Below are 25,095 nucleotides of genomic sequence, written 5' to 3'. Positions count from 1 at the left end.
GACAGCTTCTTCACAAGTGGTCGCCAGCCTGGAGCCCTGCCCGGAACCTGGTGCGATTCGGCATCCAGGTACGACCGAAGTCGGGCTGGAACTGGAGCCGTACATGTCTCACCGTCACCGCCTGCGTCTCGTCGTCCTGCCGGCCGTCGTGGCCGGGGCGATGCTCGTCCCCGTCTCCGCGGCCGTCGCCTCCGACGGGAAGCCGACGCCGTCCGCGTCGGTGGCCGATGAGGAGAAGTCCGTAGCCGAGAAGAAGAAGGAGGACGCCGCGAAGGAGCGGTCCGACAAGGACGCCGCCGCGAAGAAGGCCGCGGCCGCCAAGGAGGCCTCGGGCCAGGAAAAGATGACGAAGGAGAAAGCCGCGAAGAAGGCCGCGGCTGCCAAGCAGGCCCCGCGCGGCGGCGTCGCCGCGGGCGAGGCCCCGGCCGAAGACTCCGCGACGGCCACCCTCGTCGGCTCGGCCGCCGGAGCGCTGCTCCTCGCGGGCGCCGGCACCTTCGTGGTACGTCGCCGCTCCGCCGCGCGGCGCGGTGTCTGACCCGGCGTAACAGTGGCGCCGCCCCTCACCGGGCGGCGCCGTCGCGCGGGGAGGACCGAGCCCGTCGCTCGCTCCTCGCGGGGCCTGCCCCCGCCGCCGCCGTCAACCGCCTTGTGCCGCAGGGCACTCGGACCCGCCTGTCCGGTCTGATCCGTCAACGGGCCCCGCCCCCGGCCCTGTTCTGGAGCCCGCTGTGTCCCCTGCCCGCCTCGCTCTCGTCGTACCCGCGGTACTCATCGTGCTGACCGGCTGTTCGTCCTCACCGGACACGGCCGCCCCGGCCTCCGCCACCGGCCCCGCCACCACCGTCGGTACCCCATCGGCCCGTTCCCCGAAGGCGGTTGGGCAGCCCGATACACCCGTCGAGGTCTCCATCCCCTCGATCGGCGTACGGAGTTCCCTGATGGAGCTCGGCCTCAACGCGGACGGAACCGTCGAGGTGCCGCCGCCCGAGAAGGGCATGACCGCGGGCTGGTACACCGGCGGCGCCACGCCCGGCGAGGCCGGCGCCGCCGTCGTCATCGGCCACAACGACACCCGGTTCGGCAAGGCGGTCTTCCACGACCTCAAGAAGATCACCAAGGGCGCGGACATCACCGTCCGCAACAGCCGGGGAGAGTCGGCGCGCTTCACCGTCACGGGCACCGAGAGCGTCAGCAAGGACGCTTTTCCCACCGACAAGGTCTACGGCGACACGACGGACCACGCCCTGCGCCTGATCACCTGCGACGGCGACTTCGACGCCCAGGGGCACCCGGTGAACAACCTCATCGTCTACGCCACGCTGGACTGACACACCCCGGCAGCCGTGGACCCGCCGTGGCCCGCCGTGTCCTGCCGCTCGGCCGCCGCGCCGACGGTTAGTTTCGGTCCATGCCTCCGATCTCGCCTGTCTATCTCCTCCGCAAGTTGCTGGGCAACGAGCGGTGGCGGCGGCTGCACGTGAAGGCGTCCCTGTGGGCGGCCGTGGGTGTCGTTCTGGTCATGCTGATCGGCTCCTGGATCATCGTCCCGTGCGAGGCTTCGGCGCCCCGGGCGACCATCACCTCGTTCCCGCTCGCGCTGTGGTGGTCCATCGAAACCGCGACGACCGTCGGGTACGGGGATCTGTATCCGGTCACCCCTGCCGGACGCGTCGTCGCGGCCATCGTGATGCTCGTCGGGATCGCCGTGTTCAGCATCGTCACCGCCTCCCTCGCCACCTGGTTCGTCGGCAGCGCCGCGCACCGAGCCCGCCAGGCGGCTGAGGCGGTCGAACACGCCGAGGCGCGGGGGAGAGCGGACGCCGATCAGGAACTGCGGGCGCTGCACGCCCGCTTCGACCGGCTTGAACACCTGATCACCCGCGAGGGCGGGCCCGGCTCCGGAGAGAGCCGGTGAGCCCGCTGATCCCTTACGAAGCCGCCTCGGCCGCCCGGTCCGCCGGCGCGGGCTCCACGGCCGGCCGCGCGGGCCCGTCCGCCGACGACCGGACCTCCGGCGCGCGGGGCGTCCCCAGACGCGCCATCAGCGCGGGGGTCACCCGCCGGTAGGCCGCCGGATTGATGGGATTCAGCCAATGGACCGCGCGGACCAGGGGGTTGATGTTGAGACCGAGATCGTCCAGCACCTCGTCGGCGTTGTGCATCGAGAACGGGATGATCTTCGTCCCCCGGCAGTGGTGCCGGTTCGTGGCCTCGTCCATAAAGGCGATCTGGTCGACCACCGCCTGCCGTCGGGCGGCCGGTTCGGGCAGTGGCAGCACGCCCCCGAGGTCGGCCGCGATCCAGAGCGCGGCCATCTCGGCGTTCAGCGGACTGAAGAGTGAGGAGTTGTAGCCGTTGAAGTACAACCCCGGTACGTCGAGCGGCAGGATCTGCCGGTAGAGCATGAAGTTGCCGTGCTCGTCGAGGAGTTGGTCCCGCACCTCATCGGCGAGGAACGGGACGCCCTGGGTGAAGCCGGTGGCGCAGACCACCAGGTCGGCGGGCAGCGTCGTACCGTCGCCGAGTTCCGCGAAGGGGCGGCCCGCCTCGGCGAACAGCCGGGTGATCGTACGATCGCGGCGCACCGTGATCGCGCCCGCGTCGACCGCCTCGAAGAAGCCCTCGGTGCCGAGTCCGATCGCCCCCTGGATGATCTGCTCCATCCGCCCCTTCGGGACCAGGCCGTGTTTCTCCAGCCCGTACTGCCGCGCGGAGACCGAGCCGATCGAGTTGAGCATCCGCCGGCGCAGACCGTTGCCGGGCCCGTGCAGGAAGCGTTCGACTCCCCGCAGCCGCCGGTAGCGGAACAGGGCCTCGCCCATGCGCGTCAGCAGCAGCATCTTGAAGTTGAGGAAACCGCCGATCCTGCGCGGTACCTTCCAGAGCAACTGCCGGGCGATGACGTCGGTGCTGGTGGCGGTCCCGCTGATCGGTACGGCCACGTCGCACGCCGACTTGCCGTACCCCACCACGAGCACGTGCTTGTCGCGGGCCTCCTCCGCGTCGTGGAACGCGTTGCCGGCGCACAACCGGCCGCCGGCGGCGGTGAATTCGTCCAGTCCGGGATACGCGGGAACGGCGGGCTCGCAGAACACGCCGTTGGCGACGACCAGCCGGTCGAACCTCTCCGTGGCCGGTGCGCCCGCTCCGCCCCGTACGTCGACGTCCGGTACGTCGGCGTCCCGTACGTCGGTGTCCCGTACGTCGGTATCCGGGACATCAGCGCCCCGTACGTCGACGGTCCAGCCGCCCCCGGCCGCCCGCACGCGGGTCACCTCGGTCCGCAGCCGCAGGTGCGCCTCCAGCTCGAAGTGCCGGGCGTAGGCGGCGAGATAGCCCTGCACCTGGGCCCCGCTCGGCCACTCCGGCAGTTCCTTCGGCATGGGGAAGTCCGACAGGGCGTACTGCGTCTTCGGGCTCTGCGTCGACAGACCGGGGTAGCGCCGGGTCTCGCTCCACACACCCCCGATGTCCGGGGTCCGGTCGAAGACCACGACCTCGTGGCCCGCCTGCTTGAGCACCTTGGCCGTGGTCAGTCCGGCGACACCGGCGCCTATGATCCCGATCCTCATGGCTCAGTGACCCCCGGGCGGCAGGTGCAGCACGATTCCGAAGTCGTCCATGATCGCCTTGATCTTGGAGATGTCCTTCGGTCCCGGCGGCATGGCGGCCAGGGCCTGGTAATAGCCTTCGAGGCCCGCCGGCGACACGACGGAGATCACCCGTGACTCCTCCCCGTACGGATTGCGGAAGGCGTGCGGCACATCGCGCGGCAGATACATGTAGTCGCCGAATTCGAGGACGTAGTCCTGGTCGCCCAGCGTGACGTCCAGCCGGCCGGCGAGACAGATGAAGGACTCGTCCTCGCGAGTGTGCGTGTGCAGCGGTGGTCCGTCGGTCTCCGGAGGGATCGCGTACTCGAACAGCGAGTACGCGTCGTGCGTCGACTTGCCGTCCGTCTTCATCGTGATGCCCAGCCCGATCGCGGCGATCTTCGTGCCGTCGCGCGAGGGAAGCAGATAGCCACCGCCGAGGGTCATTCGTGGGCCTCCTTCGGAGTTGTCACACCGTCAGTCGACCGGTGTGTCCTGGCTCACAGCGTGCCGGGACACGGGAGATCTTCCAAGCGCGCGTCCCGCTCACCGGGACACCTTCCGCTTACGGGCTCCCGGGGGCCTCCGTCGGCCCTGTGCTCACCGCCGCCGCGTGGAATATGCCCGCGAAGCGGCGGCGGCGGCCATCCGTACGGCGGGCCCGACGCGATCGGCGCGGACCAGTTCCGTCGGCCCCGTGACGGAGAGGGCGGCGACGGCATCGCCGAGCGGCCCGAAGACCGGCGCGGCCACACAGTTCACCCCGGTGTTGCCCTCCTCCTGGTCCACCGCCCAGCCCCGGTCGGGGATGGCGGCCAGCTCCCGCCGCAGCGCCACCGGGCTCGTGATGGTCCAGGGCGTACGCGGAGTGAGCCCGGCCTCGATCACCGCGTCGACGGTCGCGGCGTCGGACCACGCGAGGATGGCGCGACCGAGACCCGAGCAGTGGGCCGGGATGGTGCCGCCGACCTGCGAGAGCATCGGCATCGGCCGATGCCCGCTGATCTTCTCGACGACCAGCACCCGCGGGCTGTCGAGCACGCCGAGCTGCACCGTCGTACGGGTGGCTTGATAGAGGTCCTGGAGATACGGCAGTACGGCCTCACGCAGTTCGTGCCGGACCGGGGCAAGGCCGGAGATCTCGAAGAGCCGGTTGCCGATCCGGTAGCGGTCGCGTGGTTTGTCCAGCCAGCCCAGCCTGATCATGGTGTCGGCGGTGCGGTGCGTGGTCGAGCGCGGCAGCCCGCTGCGCTGGACCAGTGCGGCGAGGGTCAGTTCGCGGTGGGTCGGGGTGAAGGCGCCGAGGATCGCCGCCGCGCGGTCGAGCGCGCCCATGCCGGCCGCGCCCATGCCGGCCGCGCCCGTGCCGGCGGCCGCACCGCGCCCCTCTTTCGTACCGGTGTCCCGTTCAGTGGGACTCATGGTTGGTGCCTCGGTGTCATGCGGGTCAGGCTAGGGCTGTCTTCCGGATCGGGCCAGATCCCACGAGCCCGGCACCATCCGAAAGGCAGGTCCACCCCCCACACCGACCTCAGGGAGACCGCCATCGCCGTTCGGACCGCACTCGTAGGTGGCGGAGCCACCGGTATCGGATACGCCACCGCCGAGCAACTGGCGCTGGCCGGCCACCGGGTGGTCATCACAGGCAGACGTGCCGACGCCCTGGAGACGGCGGCGGCCGGTCTGCGGGCGAGCACCGGAGGAGACGTGCACTGGCTGGCCGGCGATCTGGCCGACCCCTTCTCCACGGACGCCGTGGCGGCCGAGGTCACCAGCCGGTACGGCTCCCTCGACATCCTCGTACTCAACGCCGGCGGCCCGCCGCCGGGCCGGATTCTGGAGATCGACGACAAGCAGTGGCAGGCCGCGTTCGGCCTGCTGCTGCTCGGCCCCCTCGCACTGGCCCGACTGGCGCTGCCCCGGATGGCGGCCCGCGGCTTCGGCCGCGTGGTGTTCCTGACCTCCACGGCGGTCCGGCAGCCGCAGCCGGATCTCGCGATCTCCGTCGTGCTGCGCTCGGCGGTGACGGCGGCGGCCAAGCTGCTGGCCAGGGAGTTCGCGGCCGAGGGCGTGACGGTCAACTGTGTCGCACCGGGCCCGACCGCCACCGGGCGGCGCGAACAGATCCTGACCGCCCGTGCCACGGTCACCGGGCGCACCTACGCCGACCTCGACGCCCAGGACGCCGCGAGCGTCCCGGCCGGCCGCGCCGGGCAACCGGCCGAGATCGGAGCCGCCGTGGCCTTCCTGGCCTCGGCGGAAGCAAGCTACGTCAACGGGACGGTACTGACCGTCGACGGCGGACGAACGGAGACGATCTGATGGCCGAGTCGGGACCCGACTTCACCCTGGCGGACTTTCTCGGAGGTATCTCCGACACCGTCCGCCCCAGCACGGCGCGCCCGGTCGTGGTGCGCGCGGCGGAACTTGAGCGGCTGCCCGCCGACCAGGTGCACAACCCGACCGCGCTCTCCATCGCCGGGCGGCTGCCGACCACGACGTTCGAGATCTTCCGGCAGACGATCCCGGCCGGCGAGAGCTCCGACATGCAGCGCCACCACCACGAGACGGTGCACTACGTCATCTCCGGCGAGGGCCACAGCGAGGTCGAGGACGACACCGAGTCGTGGTCGAGCGGCGACTTCGTCTACACCCCGCCATGGACCTGGCACCGCCACTACAACGACTCCACCGAGCACCCGGTCGAATTCCTGACGATCGAGAATTCCCGGCTGCTCGGTCTGCTCGGTGTCGCACGCCGGCAGAGCGCGGGCCTGGTCACGATGGCGGAGGCCCGCGCCAGATTCAAGGAGGAGAACTCATGAGCGGCCCGCCCGACCGAGTAGGTGCCCCCGACCAGGCAGGTGCCCCCGATCACGCAGGTGCCCCCGATCACGCCGGGGTCACCGACCGCGTTGGGGTCACCGATCACGCCGGTCTCCCCGACCACATCAGCATCTGGGCCGAACTGGCCGACGTGGACCACGAGTTGCTGCATGTCGATGTCGGCGGAGTCCGCACCCGGGTGCTGCGGGCGGGCTCCGGGCCCGATCTGATCCTCCTGCACGGCACCGGCGGGCATCTTGAGGCGTACGCCCGCGACATCGCCGGGCTGGCCGCCGACTTCCGCGTCACGCTCTACGACATGGTCGGCCACGGCTGGTCGGACCTGCCGGACACGCCGTACACCATCGACGTGCTCTCCGCTCATCTGCTCGGCCTCATGGACGTGTTGGGCATCCGCAGCGCGCACCTGTCGGGCGAATCGCTCGGCGGCTGGGTGGTGGCGTGGACGGCCGCGCACCACCCCGAGCGGGTGGACCGGCTGGTGCTCAACACCCCCGGCAACATAGCCAACAAGCCCGAAGTCATGACCCTCATGCGGGAGAGCACGCTCGCCGCCGTACGGGATCCCAGCGACGCGACCGTACGCCGCCGGGTGGAATTCCTGTTCCACCACAAGGAGTTGGTGACCGACGAGCTGGTGAACCTGCGGCGGGCGGTCTACAGCAGGCCCGGATTCGTGCGGGCCATCACCAACACGCTGGTGCTCCAGGACCCTGTCGTACGCAAGGACTTCGCCTGGGACCCGGAGTGGGTCGGCAGGATCGGCGCACGGACGCTGCTGCTGTGGACCGACCACGACCCGACCGGCGGACTCGACGAGGCCGCGACGCTCCTGCAGTGGCTGCCCGACGCCCGCCTGCACGTCATCGAGGACGCCGGCCACTGGCCCCAGTGGGAGAAGGTCGACGAATACCTGCGCGCGCACCGCGACTTCCTGCTTCTCGACAAGGATCCGGCATGAGCGAGATCATCGGCTTCGTGGGGATGTCCCACTCTCCCTTCGTCACCATGCTGCCGCCCGACTCCGCCGCCGCGCCGGGCGGGGCATTCCTCGGCGACGCCGCCAGGGTCGAGGCCGCGGTGGCGGAGCTGGCGCCGGACGCGATCGTCGTCATCGGCCCCGACCACTTCCACGCCAACTTCTACGACGTGATGCCGCCGTTCGTCCTCGGCGTCGAGTCGGCCGAGGGCTTCGGCGACTTCGGCAGCGCGTCGGGGCCGCTGCCGGTGGCCTCGGCCCTGGCCTGGTCGATCCACGAGGGCCTGGCCGCCGCCGACTTCGACATCTCCCTGTCGTACGCGCTCACCGTCGACCACGGCATCGTGCAGAGCTACAAGATGGTGTCGCACAAGGACGGAATCCCACTGGTCCCGCTGATCGTCAACACCGCGGCGCCGCCCCTGCCGGGCATGGAGCGCTGTGTGGCACTGGGCAAGGCGCTGGGCGCGGCGATCCGGGGCTCCGACTTCGACGGCCGGGTGCTCGTCGTCGCCAGCGGCGGGCTGTCGCACTGGCTGCCCTCCAACGACCCCCGCGACGTGTCGGTCGCCGGCGAGAAGCGCGAGTCGCTGATCCACGGCCGCCGGGACACGCGCGCCTTCGCCGCGGCCCGGGAGCCCCGGGTGCGCGCGATGGGCGGCGACCCCACCGCGCGGGTGAACGCCGACTGGGACAGCTGGTTCCTCGGCCAACTCGCCGCCACCGACCTCGCCTCCGTCACCGCGCTCGGCCACGAGGGCCTGGAGGAGGAGGCGGGCAGCGGCGGCCACGAGATCCGCTGCTGGCTGGTGGGACACGCCGCCGTCGGCGAGCCGCTGGTGTGGAGCTCGTACGAGCCGGTGCCGGAGTGGATCACCGGCATGGCCATCGGCACGACCTTCGAGGTCGTCTGACATGCCCGCCGAGACAACGGCCGGGACGACAGCCGGGGCGACCGCCGGGGCGACGCCTGAGACGACGGCCGGGACTACGGCCGAGCCGACGCCTGCGACGACGACCGAGACCCCCTCCGCGACACCCCCTGAGACGACCACGTCCTCGCTCGACCGCGCCGTCGCGGAGGCATCCCGGCGGCTGGCCGCGGCCCGCGCGTCGCACCGCCCCTGCCCACCGGTACGCGACCTCCTCCCGCCCGGCGACATCCACGCGGCCTACGCCGTGCAGTCGCGATGGGTGGCCGGACGAGAGGCGGCGGGCGCCCGGGTCATCGGCCGTAAGATCGGCCTCACCAGCCCCAAGGTCCAGGCCCAACTCGGCGTGGACCAGCCCGACTTCGGGTTCCTGCTGGACGACATGGCCTGCGCGGACGGCGCCGCCGTCGACCTGGACCGGCTGAACCGGCCGAAGATCGAGGCGGAGGTCGCCTTCGTGCTCGCCGCCGATCTCGACACCGAACACATCGGCCCGGCCGAGGTCGCCGCGGCGACCGGCCATGTGGTCGCCGCCCTGGAGATCGTGGACAGCCGGATCGCCGACTGGGACATCTCGCTCGTCGACACGGTGGCCGACAACGCCTCCTCCGGCCTCTTCGTCCTCGGCTCCGAGCCGCGCCACCTCGACGGGCTGGAGCTGGCCGGATGCGCGATGGTGCTGCGGCGCGGCGGCGACGTGGTGTCCACCGGTACGGGCGCCGAATGCCTCGGCGGCCCAGCCCTGGCCGTGGCCTGGCTGGCCCGTACCGCACGCGCCCACGGCCGGCCGCTGCGCGCGGGCGACATCGTGCTCTCCGGCGCGCTCGGCCCGATGGTGCCGGTGACGGCGGGCGACGTCTTCGAGGCGGAGATCACCGGTCTCGGCACCGTCCGTACGAGCTTCACGGGAGGCAGTTCGTGACCAAGGTCGCGGTGATCGGCTCCGGCAACATCGGCACCGACCTCATGATCAAAGTGATGCGGGTGTCGGAGCGTCTGACGATGGCCGCGATGGTCGGCATCGACCCGGCCTCGGACGGCCTGGCGCGCGCGGCCCGGTTCGGTGTGCCCACGACGGCCGACGGTGTCGAGGGGCTGCTCGCGCTCCCCGGGGCCGACGAGATCGAGATCGTCTTCGACGCCACGTCGGCCGGCGCGCACAAGGCCAACGCACGCGCGCTCGCGCCGTACGGCAAGCGGCTGATCGACCTCACACCCGCCGCACTGGGCCCGTTCGTCGTCCCTGCGGTGAATCTCGGCGAGCATCTCGACGCGCCCGACCTCAACATGGTGACCTGCGGGGGCCAGGCGACCATCCCGGTCGTCGCCGCCGTCTCACGGGTGACTCCCGTCCCGTACGCCGAGATCGTCGCGGCCATCGCGTCGAAGTCGGCCGGTCCGGGCACCCGCGCCAACATCGACGAGTTCACCGAGACCACGGCGACCGCGATCCGGACCGTCGGCGGGGCCGGTCGCGGCAAGGCGGTGATCATCCTCAATCCGGCCGAGCCCCCGATGATCATGCGCGACACGGTGTCCTGTCTGATCGGCGATCCGGATCCGGCCACTCACGGGCGGGTGGTCGCCTCCGTCGAGCGGATGGTCGCCGACGTGGCGGCGTACGTACCCGGCTACCGGCTCAAGCAGCGCGTACAGATCACCCCGCTCGACGACGATGTACGCACCCTGGCCGGGGACGCCGGCGTCACGCACCGGGTGGGAGTGTTCCTCCAGGTGGAGGGCGCGGGCCACTACCTGCCCGCGTACGCCGGGAATCTCGACATCATGACCTCGGCGGCCCTGGCGGTCGCCGAGCGCATCGCCAACGACCCAGTGCGGGAGACCATCTGATGACCCGTCGAGCGAACCGTCGGCTGTTCGTCCAGGACGTCACACTCCGGGACGGAATGCACGCGATGCGCCACCGGATCACCCCGGAGCAGGTCGCCCGGATCGCCGGAGCGCTGGACGCCGCCGGGGTCGACGCCATCGAGGTCGCACACGGCGACGGACTGGCCGGTGGCAGTCTCACCTACGGCCCGGGGAGCCACACGGACTGGGAGTGGATCGAGGCGGCGGCCGGGGCGATCACCCACGCCCGGCTCACCACGCTCCTGCTGCCCGGCATCGGCACGGTCAAGGAGCTGCGACAGGCGTTCGCGCTGGGCGTTCGGTCGGTGCGGGTGGCCACGCACTGCACGGAGGCCGACGTCTCGGCCCAACACATCGCGACCGCACGTGAGTTGGGCATGGACGTGGCGGGCTTCCTGATGATGAGTCACCTGGCCGCGCCGGCCGAACTGGCCCGCCAGGCACGGCTGATGGCGTCGTACGGCGCGCACTGCGTGTACGTCACCGACTCCGGCGGGCGCCTCACGGTGAACGGTGTCCGCGAACGGGTCCGGGCCTACCGCGACACGCTCGATCCCGACACCGGGATCGGCATCCACGCGCACGAGAACCTGTCGCTGTCGGTGGCCAACTCGCTGGCCGCGGCCGAGGAGGGCGCGACCCGTGTCGACGCCTCACTGGCGGGGCACGGCGCGGGAGCCGGCAACTGCCCCCTGGAACCGTTCGTCGCGGTCGCCACGCTGGAGGGATGGGAACACGGCTGCGACCTGTTCGCCCTCCAGGACGCCGCCGAAGATCTCGTCCGCCCACTCCAGGACAGGCCGACCCGGGTCGACCGAGAGACGCTGACCCTCGGATACGCCGGGGTCTACTCCAGCTTCCTGCGCCACGCCGAGACGGCGGCCCGGCAACACGGCGTCGGCGTCCGTGACTTGCTGGTGGAGGCCGGGAGACGGGGCCTGGTCGGCGGGCAGGAGGACATGCTGGTCGACATCGCGCTGGACCTGCCGGACGGGCGGGGCTGAACGAACTTACGGCGCTGGGTCGGGCGGGGTGCCGGGCATCGCGTCAGAGACCGCCGGGCCCATTCACATGGGAGGGCCGGTATCCCTTCAGCCACCAACCCTCTTCGAGCAGGGCCGCGACCTCCGGCTGCATGCCGATGCGGTGCTGCCACCCCCCGTGCTCGTGTGTCAGGGGTGGGGTCCGTTCGCGATCCCGCCTGACCAGGGCCACCAGGGAGAACACGAACACCCCGAGGAGCAGCAGAGCGGCGGCACCAAGAACGAACGAGTGCAGACCGATGGCGAACACACCTGTCGCGGGGGTCCCTATCAGCGCGACGAAGAAGCTGACGTCCGTCGCGGATGTTCCTTCGGCGCGATGGGTCTCGTATCTGCGCAGGCAGTCCGCGCAGCCGGGGATGTCGACCGTACGAGGGCCGTGGCCACCCTCCAACTCGACGCGGTACATCTGCCCGGCGTCCACCGGGTCGCCGCACAACCAACATTCCCGCATCGCTCCAGCGTCGCAGACGTCACCGGCGCCGGCCAAGAGCCGGCGACCCGGCGGAGTGCCCGCGTGCGTGCAACCGTTCGGTATCGACAGGTGTCTTAGCGGTGGAGGGACTGTTCTCCCGGAGGACATCGTCCGTTTACCCGCGTCCAGCAGAGGTTCATTCAATGCCGATCCCCCCACGCAACCGTGGCGACCGTCGCATCTCCCGTACCGCTGTCGCCGCGCTGAGCGCCGCCGGGCTGGTCGCGCTGTGCGCCGCCGCCCCCACCGCCTTCGCCGACGAAACCGCACCCGGGCTGGTCCTGGGAGACATCGCCCCGATCGAGGGCGTGAAGCCGGGCAGCAGCTTCGACCCGTCGGTCACCGTGGCGAACAAGGGCACCAAGGCCGTCGACGCGGTCTGGGTCTACTACTCCGTCACGCGGGGCCTCGGCTACGCGGAGATACCGTCCAACTGCCAAGCCCACCAGGTCCCCTCGTACGACGAGATGACCGAGAAGTCGAACGTGGTGTGCAAGTTCGACCAGGCCGTGGAGCCCGGCACCGTATACGCGCCCGAGAAGCCCCTCGCGGTCAAGGCACTGCCCCACGCGCTCCACGACGACCTGCGTGTGACCGTCGGGGACACCGAGCCGGGACTGGACGAGGCCGCCACGACCCCGGTGGCCGGAACCGCACCGGCGGTGAAGCTGGTCGAGCGCGCCGCCGGGGGCGAGGCCACCAAGGACGCCGTCGACGTGCCGGTCACCTCCGTCAACACGGCCGACTACCAGGTCACAGGAGCCGCCCTGAAGGGCGCCGTCGGTGACACGGTGACCCTGACGGCGAAGTTCGCCAACGCCGGGCCCGCCTGGGTACTGACCAAGGAGGGGGACCCGCTCGTCGAGGTCCTCATCACGCCCCCCGCCGGGACGTCGGTCGCCAAGTCTCACGGGTTCTGCGAGGCCAAGGGCAAGGCGCTGGCCTGCGGTACGAGTCAGAGGTGGGTCAACGAGGGCGGGGGAGAGACCTACACGATCAAGTTGAAGATCGACAAGCAGGTGGCGGGCGCCAAGGGCTCGGTGGCGCTGAGCACCGAGGCGCGCCCGTTCGACCCGGACAAGGCCAACGACAAGGCCGACATCACGCTGGATGTGACGGGCGGCGGTTCGACCGGTTCATCGGGCTCGACCGGCGGTTCGACCAACGGCTCGGGCAGCTCGGGCGGTTCGGGCGGCTCGGCCGGGGGCTCCTCCTCGACCGGCGGTACCGGCTCGACGACGACCGGCGGCAACCTGGCCGCCACCGGCTCCTCCTCGGCGACCCTGCCGATCGCGGTCGCGGCCGCCGCAGCGGTGGTCGTGGGCGCGGGCGGCCTCGTCGTCGTACGCCGCCGCCGTGCCCAGCACACGGGCTGATACCTCCAGGCATCCTGCGCGACCGGCGGCCGGCATTCACGGGGATCGAATGCCGGCCGCCGGCCGCGCGCGGGGTGGCTCGCGTGGCGGTTCGCGTGATGACGCGTGCCTCTACTCGTATGGTGACCGGATGAGGACGTTCGACGTCGGCGAGACGGTGACACGGCGCGACATGTACCGAGGCCGGGTGTGGAGCGCGCAGGCGATGCGTGTCATCGCCGACACCGACGAGGCGTTGGTGACGGCGTGTGTGCCCGGAGCCGAAGTGCGCTGGGCGTCGCTGTACGCCAAGGCCCGCGACGACGACGACCGTTCGGTGCGTACGTCCGCGTTCGACGCGATGGCGACGGGGGAGTGGGAACTCGCTCCCGGCGTATGGCAGGACACCGAAGTGCTGCTGTGGAAGCCGCCGCGGGCGTGGTTCAGCGTCAACGCCTTCTTCGCCCCCGACCGCGCCGGTGCGCACCGGCTTCGGAACTGGTACGTCAACTTCGAGCACCCCACGCGCCGTGCGGCGGACGGGTTCGACACCTTCGACCTGACCGTCGATCTCGTCGTCGCCCCCGACCTGAGCACGCTCCAGTGGAAGGACGAGGACGAGTACGCCCACGTCAGGCGCCTCGGCATCGTCACCGACACCGAGCACCGGGCGGTGGAGCTGGCCCGCGCCCAGGTGCTCGCCATGCTCGAACAGCGCGAGGGGCCGTTCGCGGAGGCCGACCGGTGGGCGGCCTGGCGGTGGGACGCGTCCTGGCCCGTGCCGAGCCTCCCGCCCGGGAAATCCGGATGACCTGCAACGCGGCTGTTTCTACGCTCACTTCTCATGGACGATGCCGAGTACCTGCTGAACGTGGTCGACGTCGAAGCGACATGCTGGGAGGGACAGCCGCCGCCCGGCCGGCTGAACGAGATCATCGAGATCGGGCTCACGGTCGTTGACCTGCGCGCGGGGGAACGCCTGGCCAAGCACCGGCTGCTGGTCCGCCCGGCACGTTCGAAGGTGAGCCCGTTCTGCACGGACCTGACCGGGCTGACGCAGACCGAGGTGGACGCGGGCCTGTCATTCGCCGAGGCGTGCCGCACGCTGGCCGCCCAGCACCGGACGGGCCTGCTGCCCTGGGCCAGTTGGGGCGACTACGACCGTAACCAGTTCACCCGCCAGTGCCGCCGTACGGATACGACGTACCCCTTCGGCCGCCGTCACACCAACGCGAAGGTCGCCTTCACCGCCTCCTACGGCCTGCGGCGACGCCCCGGGATGGCCCAGGCACTGCAGGCGGCCGGCCTCCCGCTCGAAGGCCGCCACCACCGAGGCGACGACGACGCGTGGAACATCGCCGCTCTGGTGCTGGATCTGGCGAGACGCGGCGACTGGCCGGCCGGCTGACCGGGTCTCAATCGCGCGAACGGCACGGCGCACCGATGTCCGGCCCGGACGGGTCGTACTCACGCTCCAGTCCCTGGGCCACGCCGCGGTGACCACTCGCGACGTCGAACTCGCGCAGCGGATGTCGGGCGTTGTGCGCGAGACCGGGTCGCGGACGGAGTCTGAGGTCGGTGCGAAGGAGCCACGGTCGGTCCAGCTCCTGGAGATCGCGATCGACGCACTCGACATCGCGGCGATCCACCCGTTCTGGAAGGCGTCCCGCACGACGAAGCGCCCCGGCGAATCGATGCCGCACTGGCCGCCGGTGGCCGACCGGTGTCCACGACCCGGGCACCGGCCTTCTGGGTACTCGCCGGCACCGAGGGCAACGAGGTCTGTGTGACCACCTGGCAGGGCCGGGACGGTCATCAGTACGACGTCTGAGAGAGCGTCGGGGACTTTTTCCGCTGATGGTGCTCACGAGTGCGGCTGCTAGCGTCCGGCACGTGAACGACGGTGTGTATGTGGGCAATGCGGGCAACGACGCGGCACTGGACCGGGGATGGCTCCTCGGGCATTTCAAGGACGTCGGCGATCCGCGCCACAGCGAGGCCGTAGAGATCAAATGGGGCGTCCAACCACGTGGCGACGAACGATCGCGGTGGGTGAAGGGCGAGGAACGCACAGCCCTTCTGGTACTCATCAGCGGCCGTTTCCGCGTTGAACTCCCCGGCCGCGGCGTCCTTCTGGAACGGCAGGGTGACTACGTCGTGTGAGGGCGCGGCATCGACCACTCATGGTTCGCGGAGGAGGAGTCGGTGGTGCTGACTGTTCGGTGGCCGTCCGTTCCCGGCTACGCGGTGGCGGAGAGCGGTCAGGCGCGGCGCCCCTGAGGTCATCAACTTCAGCGCCCTCTCGCGATATTGGTGGCCGTATCAGAACTGCACGCCGTATAGTTGTTGCACGGCGTCAACGTGCGTGGCAGTGGCCGGCACGGAGACCGCGAACAAGGGGAGAGCCATGCACATCGGAGTGATCGGTGCCACCGGCACCATCGGCAGCCGGGTCGTCGCGGAGGCACTCGGCCGAGGCCACCGCGTCACGGCACTCAGCCGCGACGCCTCGCGGATCGACGAGCACCGCGCGAACGTCACCTGGGCGAGCGTGGACATCCTCGACCCCGCGAGCATCGCCGCCGTCCTGCCGGGGCTCGACGTACTGATCAGCGGGTTCCAACCCGGCAACGCCGCCAAGGACATGGCGGACACCGTGCGGCGCTCCATAGCCGACCCCACGGTCCACGCCACCGCCGCCCGAGCGCTGATCAAGGCTCTGGAGAGTCATCCCAGAACCCGGCTGATCGTCATCGGCGGCGCCGGCAGTCTGGAGCGGGAACCCGGAGTGGTGCTCGCCGACTCCGAGGACCTTCTGCACGAGACCCTCGACAAGCTCGGGCTGCCGCGCGAGTACGCGGCGGCGGTACGGGGAGCCCGGGACGCGCTGAACGTCCTGCGTACGTCGAACCGCCTCTGGACCTACTTCAGTCCCGCCGAGGACATCGCCCCCGGTGACCGCACCGGCCGATTCCGGATCGGCGGCGACCAGTTGGTCACGGACGCCGACGGAGTCAGCCGGATCTCCGCGGAGGACGCCGCCGTCGCCCTGGTCGACGAGGTGGAGCTGCCCCGCTTCGTCCAGCGCCGCTTCACGATCGGATACTGAACCGCCGCGCCCCGTACCAGCGGCAGAATCCCGCGCCGTTCAATCCGCGCTTGGCCGGTCGGCGGCTCCGCCGACCGGCGCACCACGATGAAGCAGCGCTCCGCCGAGTGGACGGCACACCATCGCGCGCTCGGTGACTTCACCTCCGCCGTCCGGCTCCACCCGGTACAGGGCGGCCTCCGGGATTCGGGTCACCGTCTCCGTCAGGAGCCCGTCCGTGAAGAGAGCCCCCACACCGTCGTCCACCGCCCATCCGGCGGGCAGCATGCCGGTCGCCACGGCTGTCCGGTACGAGGGACGGCGGCCCGGTTCGCTGTCGTAGTGCGGACACACCGATCCCGGCAGCAGCCCCAACCCGTCGGGCAGGAACGTCAGCGGGCCGAAGGAGTCGGTGTGCGAGCCCTCGGCCCAGCAGTTCGCGCCGGCGCTGATCCCGCAGAGGAGCGTCCCGCGGTCGTACGCCTCGCGCAGCAGCCGGTCCACGCCGTGTGTACGCCAGACCGCGAGCAGGTTCGCCGTACTGCCGCCGCCGACGTACACGACGTCCTGGGCGAGGAGAAAGGTCCGCAGGGCGTCGGCGTCGAGTTCGCGCCGGAACAACCGCAGGACGGACGGCTCGCAGTCGCGTGACTGGAAGGCGGTGAGGAATTGCTCGATGTACGCGGGGGTGTCGCCGGTGGCGGTGGGCGCGAAGCACACCTTGGGCCGGGGGGCGCGCGCGTGGCCGAGCACCCAGTCGTCCAACAGCCCGTCGTCGTCGGTGGAGAAGCCTCCGCCGAGGAGAGCCAGACGTCGAGTGGGTTCCATGGCCACGGGAGTGCCTCCTCGGCAGACGAACGCGGGGCTGTCGGGTGCCCCGAACAATGCCGGGCCCGGTCCGCGCCCGCAATCGAATAGAAGCCGGTCGGCGCGGGTGCCAGGACTGCACCCCGGCCTTGGTTGTCAGTGGTGGCTGGGATGCTGCCCTGATGGACGAACTGATGCGGCGGCGGGTGTACGGCGCCGACCATGACGACCCGGATCCGGGGCCTCGGCCGGGCCGCGCGTACCGGGAGCTGTGCGCGGGTCCGCTGGACGGGCTGCTCCTGGACGTGACCGGCTGGACGGACGAGGAGCTGGGCGCCGGCGCGATGCTCGTGACAGAGATCGGGGCGTACGGGCCGGGCGGGCGCGCCGGATACGGGCCGCGTGCTGGTGATTCGAGGCGGTGGGACTGGCAGGGAGACAGTCCGTGACAGCAGCCGTGCGCTGTCCGATCAGCTGTCGGTGGTACACCTCCGCGCCTCCGCACGCCCGCCCCGGCCACTGCGGGCCACCGCCGACCGGCCTCACCGATGGGCCTCGGGCGGCGAGCCGTACACGTCGTGAACAAGCCCATGTCGACTGGCAGTTGGCCTCACGCCACGGCCGGGGCGGTCATCGCCTGGCTCACCCTCCGCACCAGCCCCGCCCCGCCCCGGCAGTGGCCACGCCGGATTCGGGCCCGCCCGACGCGGACTCCACGTCCCCGTCCGGCGGCACCCGTCCGGCGGCTCACGTGACGGCCTCCGCGCCGGTGCGCCTCCACGCGGTCTCGCGCAACAGGCGCAGGCCGTTGAGGCCGACGATGACGGTGGATCCTTCGTGGCCGAGGACGCCGAGTGGCAGTGGCAGGTTTCCCACGAGGTCCCAGACCACCAGTCCGGTGATGAACACCGACGCGATGACCAGGTTCTGCACGACGAGGGCGCGGGCGCGGCGGGAGAGCGCGACGACCGTGGGGACGGTGGTGAGTTCGTCGCGGACGATCACCACGTCGGCGGTCTCCAGCGCGAGGTCGGATCCGGCGCGGCCCATGGCGATGCCGGTGTGGGCGGCGGCCAGCGCGGGGGCGTCGTTGACCCCGTCGCCGACCACCAGGACCCTACGGCCGGCCATCTCCCGCTCCTGGACGGCGGCGACCTTGTCCTGGGGCAGCAGCCCGGCACGTACGTCGGTGATGCCGACCTCGGCGGCCAGGCGCGCGGCGGCGCGCGGGTTGTCTCCGGTGAGGAGCATCGGGATGGTACCGGTGAGCCGCGTCAGGGCGGCGACGGTGGCGGCGGCGTCCGGCCGTAGCCGGTCCGCGATGCCCAGCACACCGGCCGGCACGCCGTTCACCTGGACCAGCACAGCGGTACGGCCACCCTCCTCCAACTCACCTGCGAGCGTGGCGGCGTGGGAGGGCGACGCGTCCTGGTTGTTCCGGTCGTGCTGATGGCTGTTCAGCAGCCGCGAGGGGGCGCCCACCTCGATTGTGTCGCCGTCCACGGTGGCCGTGACGCCGATGCCGGGGGAGGAGCTGAAGTCCACGGCGGTGGGCAGTGCGAGACCGCGGGCACGGGCGGCGTCCACCACCGCGCGGCCCAGCGGGTGTTCGCTGGGGTGCTCGGCCGCCGCCGCGAGCGCGAGCAGGCCGTCCTCGTCCAGGCCGGCGCCGTTCAGACCTGAGCCGTTCGGGCCGGCGCCGTCCAGGCCTGAGCCGTTGAGCGGCAGGATGTCGGTGACGCGCGGGGTGCCCTCGGTCAGCGTTCCGGTCTTGTCCAGGGCGACCGTGTCGACCTGACCGAGCCGCTCCATGACCACGGCGGACTTCACCAGCACACCGTGCCGGCCCGCGTTGGCGATCGTCGCGAGCAGCGGTGGCATGGTGGCCAGCACCACGGCACACGGCGAAGCGACGATCATGAAGGTCATCGCGCGCAGCAGCGAGCCGGTCAGTTCGGCGCCGAAGGCGAGGGGGACCAGGAACACGGCGAGGGTGGCGATGACCATGCCGATCGAGTACCGCTGCTCGACCTTCTCGATGAACAACTGCGTGGGGGCCTTGGTCTCGGAGGCTTCCTCGACCATCTTCACGATGCGGGCGATCACGGAGTCCGAGGCGTCCCGCTCGACCTCGACGCGCAGCGCACCGGTGCCGTTCAGGGTGCCGGCGAAGACCTCGTCACCCGGCTCCTTGGCCACCGGAAGCGGCTCGCCCGTGATGGTGGCCTGGTCGGCCTCGCTCGCGCCCTCCCGTACGCGGCCGTCCGCCCCGATCCGCTCGCCGGGGCGGATCACGATGGTGTCCCCGACGACGAGTTCCTCGGTCACCACGCTCTGCTCCGTGCCGTCGGCCAGGAGCCGGGTGGCGGTGCTGGGAGCGAGATCGAGCAGTCCGCGTACGGAGTCGGCGGTGCGCGCGGTCGCGACCGCCTCCAGGGCGCCGGAGGTGGCGAAGATGACGATCAGGAGCGCCCCGTCGAGAACCTGCCCGATGGCGGCGGCGCCGAGGGCGGCGACCACCATCAGCAGATCCACGTCCAAGGACCTGTCCTTGAGGGCCCTCAGGCCCGCCCGTCCCGGTTCCCAGCCGCCGGTGAGGTAGGTGGCGGCGAACAGCGGCCCCCATGTCCACGCCGGGGTTCCGAGCAGATCGAGGGGGAGCGCGATCAGGAACAGCACCAGGGAGACCGTCGCCCAGCGGGCTTCCGGCAGTGCCAGGACGGGCGTACGCCGCCGAGTCGCGACGGGCTCGGCGGGACGCGGAGGCGCGGGCGTGGCCAGGGTGGAGGGCATGACGGAGGGCATGACAGCGGGAGTCCTTCACGGGAGGAGGTCTTGGCCCTCAACATACAGGAATGCTTGAACAGCTATTCATGTGTTCATTCCGTAGAATGGCGCCCATGGGCCACGGAGCGAACACACCGGACAGCAGCGCGACGCCGCGCACCCGCCTGACTCCGGAGAACGCACCCCAGGTCGCGACCACCCTCCAGGCGCTGGCCACGCCGTCGCGGCTGCTGATCCTCGCCCGCCTGCGCGAAGGCCCGTGCGCCGCGACCGAGTTGGCCACGGCGGTCGGCATGGAACAGTCGGCCTGCTCCCACCAACTGCGCCTGCTGCGCAACCTCGGCCTGGTCACGGGCACCCGCGAGGGCCGTTCCGTCGTCTACGCCCTCCACGACGACCACGTCGCCGGCCTCCTCGACCAGGCGCTCTACCATGTGGAGCACCTGCGCCTCGGCATGACCGACACCGCTGCCGAAGCACTCTCGCAGGAGGACGGTGCCGCGCCCGCCGCCGTGCGCTGAACCGGCGCACGGTTTCTTCGCCGATGTCGCCCTACTTCTTCGCTCTGCCGGATGTGGCGTGGGCGGCGGCGCGGACACCCTGTTCGCCGGGCTGGAGCAAGGACTGGCAGGGCGGCCGCTGGACATCCTGGTCAACAACGCGGCCGAGTTCGCCGGCACGCTCGACCAGGTGACACCGGAGCAGTTCGACCGGCTCTTCGCGGTCAACGTGAAGGCCCCGTACTTCATCGTCAAGCGGGCCCTGCCGCTGCTGCGCGACGGCGGCCGGATCGTCAACATCTCCTCCGCCGCCACCCGGATCGCCCTGCCCGAGACCGCGTACGCGATGTCCAAGGGCGCGCTGGACGTACTCGGCCGGAACCTGGCGAACGAGGTCGGCCCCAGGGGCATCACCGTCAACACCCTTGCCCCCGGGGTCACCGAGACCGACATGAACACCTGGATACGGGACGCTCCGCACCTGGTCGAGCAGAGCACCGGCATCACCGCGCTGGGCCGGGTCGGCCAGCCGGAGGACGTGGCCGACGCCGTCGCGTTCCTCGTCTCCGACGACGCCCGCTGGATCACGGGCCACTGGCTCGACGCCTCGGGGGGCCTCCATCTGGGACCGGGCGGGTTCCGGGGCTAGGCCCTGTCTTCAAAGTCCCGCCTGGCCCGCGGCGCCTGGACGGCACCTCTCCCCCGTGGGCCCCGAGGGGGCCACGGGGGTGCCCCCTGCGTTGTCGGAGTCGGCCGAGTACGCCCGGGCCATCTACAACGACGATCCTCCGCCTTGCGATGCACCGCACCAGCCGCCGCGGGCCCCGCCCTGCGGGCGGACGGCGCTACTTTGAAGACAGGCCCCAGAGGTCTGGCTGTCCAGGTCCCGTGGCCGGTCCGCCCGGAGGAACGGATCAAGTTCACCCGGCTTCGACGGCGTCGACCGCCTAGAGTTGCGGCATACATGAGGGCACGTCAGGGCGGGGGATCGCAGCGTCCGTCCCCGGGCGTCCCGGGCGTGGGACATCGGAGTCGGGCGGACCGCATGGCGTATGAACTTCCTCCGGAAATTGTGCACTTCGTCAATCGGGAGGACGAGCAGAACCGGGCCTTCACCGCGGTCGCCGAGTGGAACGCGCGCTCGCGGCCCCTGTGCCTCGCCTTGCGCGGGCCCGGCGGATCGGGCAAGACCGAGCTGGCCTTCCTGATCGCCCGCGCGCTGCGCGACGAGTACCCCGACGGCGTGCTGTACGTGGATCTCGACGAGTTCCGACGGGACGGGGCTGTGGTGGTCGCCGACGCGGTGGGCCAACTGCTCGTCTCGCTGGGCGTCGCGCCCGAGATGCTGGCGCCCTCCTTCAAGGGACGCTGCAAGCAGTACTGGACCCGGACCGACGGCGCACGGCTGGTCGTGGTGATCGACAACGCCCGCTACGGAGCGGAGGTCGTACCGCTGCTCCCGGGCTCCGGCGCCAGTGTGGCGATCATCGCGAGCCATGGTCCGCTGTACGACATCGAGGACGGCGCCGCGGTCGACCTTGAGCTGCATCCGCTGGACGAGGCGGATTCCGCGGAACTGCTACGGCGCGTGGTACTGGATCAGCGCCTCACGGACGAGCCCGAGGCGGCACGGGGGGTCGTCCAGCTCTGCTCCGGCCTGCCGGCCGCCTTGCACGTCGCCGCCCGCTGGATCCGCAAGTACCGCCGACGACCGCTGTCCCGCCTGCTCGCCGAACTGTCGAAGGAACTGAACGAGAAGGGCGTGCCGGTGGTCGAGAAGGTATGGGACGCGGCGTATCTCAGCCTCACCGCCGAAGCCGCCCTGCTCTACCGGCTGCTCGCCGAACATCCAGGACCGTCGTTCACTCCGGAATCCGCCACGGCGCTTCTCGGGCTCGGCCGGGACGCGGCCGACGAAGCGCTCGAAGAACTGGAGATCGCCGGGCTGCTCGACACCCGTGAGGTGCCGGGCACCGCTGACGGCGGCATGCGGCTGCCCGAACTGATGCGCGCGCACGCCCGTCGCCGGGCCAGGAACGACGGTGCGGAGCGGGAACGGGCCGAAGCGCAGCGACGTGTCGTGGTCTGGTTCCTGCGGCAGGCTCAGCGGGCGGATGCCTTCGCCGCCGGCCGGAGGCTGGTCGTGGCGGACGCCGTTCTGCCCGTCGAAGGTGCCGCCGACTCTCCGCTCGCGGATCCTGCCGACGCCGAGCGGAGCGGGCGGCCCGAGGAGGCCAGGGAAAGGGCTCGGCACGCGGCACGCTGGCTGCACGCCGAACGGCACGCGCTGTACGCCTCCGTGCGTCTCGCCCACTCGCTGGGCCTCGACACCGAGGCGTGGGCCCTGTGCGAACCTCTGTGGACGCACTACCTCGACCACCCCCAACCCGCCGACGACATCGAGGCGTTCGGTCTGGGTGTCGCGGCAGCGGGGCGCGCCGGGAATCTGCCCGCACTGGTCCGTATGCGGTGCCAGCTGGCTCGTCCCCTGTGGGAACAGGGGAGAACGGACGAGGCGGCGCAGGAGCTGGAGCGGGCATTGGCGACGCTGGACACGCTCGGGGATTCCGCGCAGACGAGCAAACTGCGGGCGTCCGCCGTCGAGTTCCGAGGCATGCTGCACTCGGTCCAGGGCGACTGGGCCGCTGCCGCGGCGGACTTCCGGCGCTCCCGCGACGTGCACGAAGCGATCTCCAACACGTACGGCGTCACGCTCCAGACCTACCGACTGGGCCAGGCGACAGCCGAACTCGGCGATTTGGACGAAGCGGCCCAACTGCTTGCGCAGGCCCACCGGTCGGCCGTCGAGCTGGGACGTGAGCGGCTGTCCGGGCGTATCGGTTTCGCATGGGGTGGCGTACTGCGCGGACTCGGACGTACCGGTGAGGCACGGGTGCTGTACGACGATTCGCTGGCCAGCGCTCGCGGCCGGGGCTCCGATGCCGACGAGCAACGGATCCTGGACGCCTTCGCCGAACTGGCCGACGAGGAGGGGCACCCTGACGAGGCCGAGGCTCACCGGGCGGCCGCCCACGCCATTCGCGTACGGAACGGCCTCGCCTAGAGGACCCGCCCCGCCTCCTCCGCAGTGGCGGGGGAGAGGCGCACTGCGTACCGTCGGTCTCCGATCACGCAGTTCACCAGGGCCACAGAGGTGACCTGCCCGTCCGGCGCGGCCAGTCGCGCATGGACCGCGGAGAGTACGGCTGCCGGATCGCTGTGGACGATCCGGCCGTTCTCCCGCGGTGGTTCGATCCGGACGGACAGCAGCGAACTGCCCCGGCCTCGCACGACACAGTGCGTCGGGGACAGTACGGCCGCGGCGGTGCGACAGCCCGGGTAGCTGTCGAGCGCGTGAGAGGTCCAGCCGGCCACGGTCCACGCGACGCTGTACGGAGCAGCTGTTGCTGTCCGGCCCGTGCGCCGGTACAGCAACGCCGCACTCTGCAACTGCCCTTCCCCGGCCGCGCCGTACTCGGCGGCGAGGTGGTGCGCGGGCGCCTCGAAGTGGCTGGGGAAGCGCTCGATGTGCGTCTCGTCGCCGTCGAGACGTACGCGTACGGCGAAGGCGGACGGCGTACGAGAGGGCGGAGCCGGGATCGGCAGCAGCCGGGCGGCGACGGGGACGGCGGGCGGGGCGAGATCGAGCAGCCGGTACAGCTCGTGCCGGAGCCGTCCCAGCGCGCTGTCTTGCTTCGCAGCGGTGAACGCGGAGGTGGCCGCGGCCCGTCCGGTTCCCGCTCGATAACTGCCCAACGCCTCCTCCAGATCGCCGGAGCGGTCCAAGCGCGGTGCCTGGGTGAGGAGTTCCGCCATGGGGCTGCCGGGGATCAGCTCGTGGCCCCCGTCGTAGGCGGCGAGTACCGGACCGTCCAGCGCCGCCGCGTAATACAGCGCGGTCGAACCGTGATCGGTGATCACGGCGTCGGCGGCCACCAGGATCGACGCCCACTCCTCGTGCGGCCGGGCGAGGATCATTCCGGCGTCGAGCGCGGGCGCGAGCTGCTCCGACAGGTCGAACTCACCTGTCCGGCTCCACTGGTTGGGGTGCACGATCAGCGCGAGCTGGTACGCGTCCTGCGGAAGGCGGGCGGCCAGTTCGCCGGGGAGAGTCGCACGGCGTTGGAGCAGGGACTCCTCGCCCCAGGTGGACGTCAGTACGACCAGCCGCCTACCACCCGTCCCCAGCGCGGCGCGGAAGCTGTCGCGCAGGGGGAGTGAGGCGAGGATCCGCTCCAAGGTCGGATCACCGACCACAGTGGCGCGTGCCGCCGCTTGCGGACTGAGCGCCGCCAGCCGGTCGATCTGGCTGGGGTGAGCCAAGGCGTGCAGAGCGGGCGGTGGACCACCGTCCGGCACCAAGTACTCCGGATCCAGGCCCGACGCCTCGCCTGCGGACCCTTCCCCGTGGAACGTCTTCCCGAAGCCGGCGCCGTGCGGCAGCAGTACCCGGGGGCCTCGCAGGAGGTGCAGTGCACCCTTCGGACTCGCGGTGACGATCAGGTCGTACGAGGTGCGGCACGCCTCGTCCCAGGGGACGGTGTGCGCGCCGACCCGTTCGATGGCCGCGAGCGCGTCGACCCCGAAATCGGAGCCGGGGACGAGCGTGAAGACTCGGCTGACGCGCTCGTCCCCGGCGAACACCGGAAGGACGTCGAGCAGCCTGTACAGGGCGATCGCCGAGCGCGCGGCGAACAGAACCGCCCGTCGCCCGTCGCCCGTCGCCCGTCGCCCGTCGCCCGTCGCCCGTCGCCCGTCGCCCGTCGCCCGTCGCCCGTCGCCCGAAGTGTCCATTCTAGCTTCGGGCGGCCCGT

26 protein-coding genes and 1 pseudogene are annotated in these 25,095 nt (G+C 71.3%); 20 read left to right on the top strand and 7 right to left on the bottom strand.

Annotation, left to right across the window (positions count from 1 at the left end; all coding sequences use genetic code 11):
- Window positions 1-103: 103 nt before the first annotated feature.
- The 3 genes from ACFT9I_RS16900 to ACFT9I_RS16890 all read left to right on the top strand — a co-directional run bounded on the left by ACFT9I_RS16900 (window position 104) and on the right by ACFT9I_RS16890 (window position 1,918).
- Complete coding sequence (locus ACFT9I_RS16900; RefSeq protein WP_382564918.1) at window positions 104-538, top strand: hypothetical protein; 435 nt, start codon at window positions 104-106, stop codon at window positions 536-538.
- Window positions 539-731: 193 nt separating this feature from the next.
- Window positions 732-1,331 carry a class F sortase gene (locus ACFT9I_RS16895; protein ID WP_382564916.1) on the top strand — a complete coding sequence of 200 codons (600 nt, stop codon included), beginning with the start codon at window positions 732-734 and terminating at the stop codon, window positions 1,329-1,331.
- 80 nt (window positions 1,332-1,411) lie between these two features.
- Window positions 1,412-1,918 (top strand): potassium channel family protein, encoded by a 507-nt coding sequence (locus tag ACFT9I_RS16890; protein WP_382564914.1) that lies wholly within the window; start codon window positions 1,412-1,414, stop codon window positions 1,916-1,918.
- Window positions 1,919-1,931: 13 nt separating this feature from the next.
- On the opposite strand, the gene ACFT9I_RS16885 is transcribed toward ACFT9I_RS16890, so the two are convergent.
- The 3 genes from ACFT9I_RS16885 to ACFT9I_RS16875 all read right to left on the bottom strand — a co-directional run bounded on the left by ACFT9I_RS16885 (window position 1,932) and on the right by ACFT9I_RS16875 (window position 5,018).
- On the bottom strand, window positions 1,932-3,575 hold the full coding sequence (locus ACFT9I_RS16885) for a flavin-containing monooxygenase (RefSeq protein ID WP_382564912.1): 1,644 nt from the start codon (window positions 3,573-3,575) through the stop codon (window positions 1,932-1,934).
- Window positions 3,576-3,578: 3 nt separating this feature from the next.
- Entirely contained in the window at window positions 3,579-4,043 is a 465-nt protein-coding gene (locus tag ACFT9I_RS16880; RefSeq protein WP_382564910.1) for a cupin domain-containing protein, read from the bottom strand.
- 153 nt (window positions 4,044-4,196) lie between these two features.
- Window positions 4,197-5,018, bottom strand: coding sequence for an IclR family transcriptional regulator (locus ACFT9I_RS16875; RefSeq protein ID WP_382564908.1), 822 nt, complete (start codon window positions 5,016-5,018; stop codon window positions 4,197-4,199).
- 18 nt (window positions 5,019-5,036) lie between these two features.
- Here ACFT9I_RS16875 and ACFT9I_RS16870 point away from each other — a divergent pair, with 18 nt between their 5' ends.
- The 7 genes from ACFT9I_RS16870 to dmpG are packed head-to-tail and all read left to right on the top strand — an operon-like array spanning window position 5,037 to window position 11,230.
- Window positions 5,037-5,918, top strand: a complete 882-nt coding sequence (locus tag ACFT9I_RS16870; protein WP_382564906.1) for an SDR family oxidoreductase — start codon at window positions 5,037-5,039, stop codon at window positions 5,916-5,918.
- Window positions 5,918-6,421, top strand: a complete 504-nt coding sequence (locus tag ACFT9I_RS16865; RefSeq protein ID WP_382564904.1) for a cupin domain-containing protein — start codon at window positions 5,918-5,920, stop codon at window positions 6,419-6,421. The genes ACFT9I_RS16870 and ACFT9I_RS16865 overlap by 1 nt, the downstream gene beginning before the upstream one ends.
- Window positions 6,418-7,404 carry an alpha/beta fold hydrolase gene (locus ACFT9I_RS16860; RefSeq protein WP_382564902.1) on the top strand — a complete coding sequence of 329 codons (987 nt, stop codon included), beginning with the start codon at window positions 6,418-6,420 and terminating at the stop codon, window positions 7,402-7,404. The genes ACFT9I_RS16865 and ACFT9I_RS16860 overlap by 4 nt, the downstream gene beginning before the upstream one ends.
- Complete coding sequence (locus tag ACFT9I_RS16855) at window positions 7,401-8,336, top strand: 2,3-dihydroxyphenylpropionate 1,2-dioxygenase (protein WP_382564900.1); 936 nt, start codon at window positions 7,401-7,403, stop codon at window positions 8,334-8,336. The genes ACFT9I_RS16860 and ACFT9I_RS16855 overlap by 4 nt, the downstream gene beginning before the upstream one ends.
- Window position 8,337: 1 nt before the next feature.
- The gene (locus ACFT9I_RS16850) at window positions 8,338-9,276 is read left to right on the top strand and encodes a 2-keto-4-pentenoate hydratase (RefSeq protein WP_382564898.1); all 939 of its coding nucleotides are present in this window, start codon (window positions 8,338-8,340) and stop codon (window positions 9,274-9,276) included.
- 44 nt (window positions 9,277-9,320) lie between these two features.
- A complete protein-coding gene (locus ACFT9I_RS16845) occupies window positions 9,321-10,205 on the top strand; it encodes an acetaldehyde dehydrogenase (acetylating) (RefSeq protein ID WP_382564959.1) in 885 nt (294 codons plus the stop codon).
- Window positions 10,205-11,230: a 4-hydroxy-2-oxovalerate aldolase gene (gene dmpG / locus ACFT9I_RS16840; RefSeq protein WP_382564896.1), complete on the top strand. Its 1,026-nt coding sequence runs from the start codon at window positions 10,205-10,207 to the stop codon at window positions 11,228-11,230. The genes ACFT9I_RS16845 and dmpG overlap by 1 nt, the downstream gene beginning before the upstream one ends.
- Before the next feature lie 43 nt (window positions 11,231-11,273).
- Here dmpG and ACFT9I_RS16835 read toward each other — a convergent pair whose 3' ends face one another.
- On the bottom strand, window positions 11,274-11,723 hold the full coding sequence (locus ACFT9I_RS16835; RefSeq protein ID WP_382564894.1) for a hypothetical protein: 450 nt from the start codon (window positions 11,721-11,723) through the stop codon (window positions 11,274-11,276).
- A gap of 164 nt (window positions 11,724-11,887) precedes the next feature.
- Here ACFT9I_RS16835 and ACFT9I_RS16830 point away from each other — a divergent pair, with 164 nt between their 5' ends.
- From ACFT9I_RS16830 to ACFT9I_RS16805, 6 genes and pseudogenes are all read left to right on the top strand, one after another.
- Window positions 11,888-13,120, top strand: coding sequence for an LAETG motif-containing sortase-dependent surface protein (locus ACFT9I_RS16830; RefSeq protein WP_382564892.1), 1,233 nt, complete (start codon window positions 11,888-11,890; stop codon window positions 13,118-13,120).
- Between the two features lie 130 nt (window positions 13,121-13,250).
- The gene (locus ACFT9I_RS16825) at window positions 13,251-13,910 is read left to right on the top strand and encodes a DUF402 domain-containing protein (protein WP_382564890.1); all 660 of its coding nucleotides are present in this window, start codon (window positions 13,251-13,253) and stop codon (window positions 13,908-13,910) included.
- Between the two features lie 33 nt (window positions 13,911-13,943).
- Window positions 13,944-14,507: an exonuclease domain-containing protein gene (locus tag ACFT9I_RS16820; protein ID WP_382564888.1), complete on the top strand. Its 564-nt coding sequence runs from the start codon at window positions 13,944-13,946 to the stop codon at window positions 14,505-14,507.
- 315 nt (window positions 14,508-14,822) lie between these two features.
- Window positions 14,823-14,930, top strand: a complete 108-nt coding sequence (locus ACFT9I_RS16815) for a hypothetical protein (RefSeq protein ID WP_382564886.1) — start codon at window positions 14,823-14,825, stop codon at window positions 14,928-14,930.
- Between the two features lie 62 nt (window positions 14,931-14,992).
- A pseudogene (locus ACFT9I_RS16810) lies at window positions 14,993-15,379 on the top strand (signal peptidase I).
- Window positions 15,380-15,506: 127 nt separating this feature from the next.
- A complete protein-coding gene (locus tag ACFT9I_RS16805; RefSeq protein WP_382564884.1) occupies window positions 15,507-16,208 on the top strand; it encodes an NAD(P)-dependent oxidoreductase in 702 nt (233 codons plus the stop codon).
- 39 nt (window positions 16,209-16,247) lie between these two features.
- Here the strand turns inward: ACFT9I_RS16805 and ACFT9I_RS16800 are convergent, their stop codons facing one another.
- Complete coding sequence (locus ACFT9I_RS16800) at window positions 16,248-17,015, bottom strand: Type 1 glutamine amidotransferase-like domain-containing protein (protein WP_382564883.1); 768 nt, start codon at window positions 17,013-17,015, stop codon at window positions 16,248-16,250.
- A gap of 161 nt (window positions 17,016-17,176) precedes the next feature.
- Here ACFT9I_RS16800 and ACFT9I_RS16795 point away from each other — a divergent pair, with 161 nt between their 5' ends.
- Window positions 17,177-17,443, top strand: a complete 267-nt coding sequence (locus ACFT9I_RS16795; protein ID WP_382564881.1) for a hypothetical protein — start codon at window positions 17,177-17,179, stop codon at window positions 17,441-17,443.
- Between the two features lie 298 nt (window positions 17,444-17,741).
- Here ACFT9I_RS16795 and ACFT9I_RS16790 read toward each other — a convergent pair whose 3' ends face one another.
- Entirely contained in the window at window positions 17,742-19,799 is a 2,058-nt protein-coding gene (locus ACFT9I_RS16790; RefSeq protein WP_382564879.1) for a heavy metal translocating P-type ATPase, read from the bottom strand.
- A 95-nt stretch (window positions 19,800-19,894) separates the two neighbouring features.
- Here ACFT9I_RS16790 and ACFT9I_RS16785 point away from each other — a divergent pair, with 95 nt between their 5' ends.
- The 3 genes from ACFT9I_RS16785 to ACFT9I_RS16775 all read left to right on the top strand — a co-directional run bounded on the left by ACFT9I_RS16785 (window position 19,895) and on the right by ACFT9I_RS16775 (window position 23,345).
- Window positions 19,895-20,302, top strand: coding sequence for an ArsR/SmtB family transcription factor (locus tag ACFT9I_RS16785; RefSeq protein ID WP_382564876.1), 408 nt, complete (start codon window positions 19,895-19,897; stop codon window positions 20,300-20,302).
- Window positions 20,303-20,360: 58 nt separating this feature from the next.
- Window positions 20,361-20,930, top strand: a complete 570-nt coding sequence (locus tag ACFT9I_RS16780; protein ID WP_382564875.1) for an SDR family NAD(P)-dependent oxidoreductase — start codon at window positions 20,361-20,363, stop codon at window positions 20,928-20,930.
- Between the two features lie 396 nt (window positions 20,931-21,326).
- Entirely contained in the window at window positions 21,327-23,345 is a 2,019-nt protein-coding gene (locus ACFT9I_RS16775; RefSeq protein WP_382564873.1) for a hypothetical protein, read from the top strand.
- Here ACFT9I_RS16775 and ACFT9I_RS16770 read toward each other — a convergent pair.
- Window positions 23,342-25,075: a translation initiation factor 2 gene (locus ACFT9I_RS16770; RefSeq protein WP_382564871.1), complete on the bottom strand. Its 1,734-nt coding sequence runs from the start codon at window positions 25,073-25,075 to the stop codon at window positions 23,342-23,344. The genes ACFT9I_RS16775 and ACFT9I_RS16770 overlap by 4 nt on opposite strands.
- Between the last annotated feature and the right edge of the window lie 20 nt (window positions 25,076-25,095).

This window comes from Streptomyces sp. NPDC057137, assembly GCF_042670825.1.
Taxonomy (GTDB): domain Bacteria; phylum Actinomycetota; class Actinomycetes; order Streptomycetales; family Streptomycetaceae; genus Streptomyces.
The sequence above is the reverse complement of the archived record's forward strand: the minus strand, read 5'-3'. Positions and strand labels throughout refer to the sequence as shown.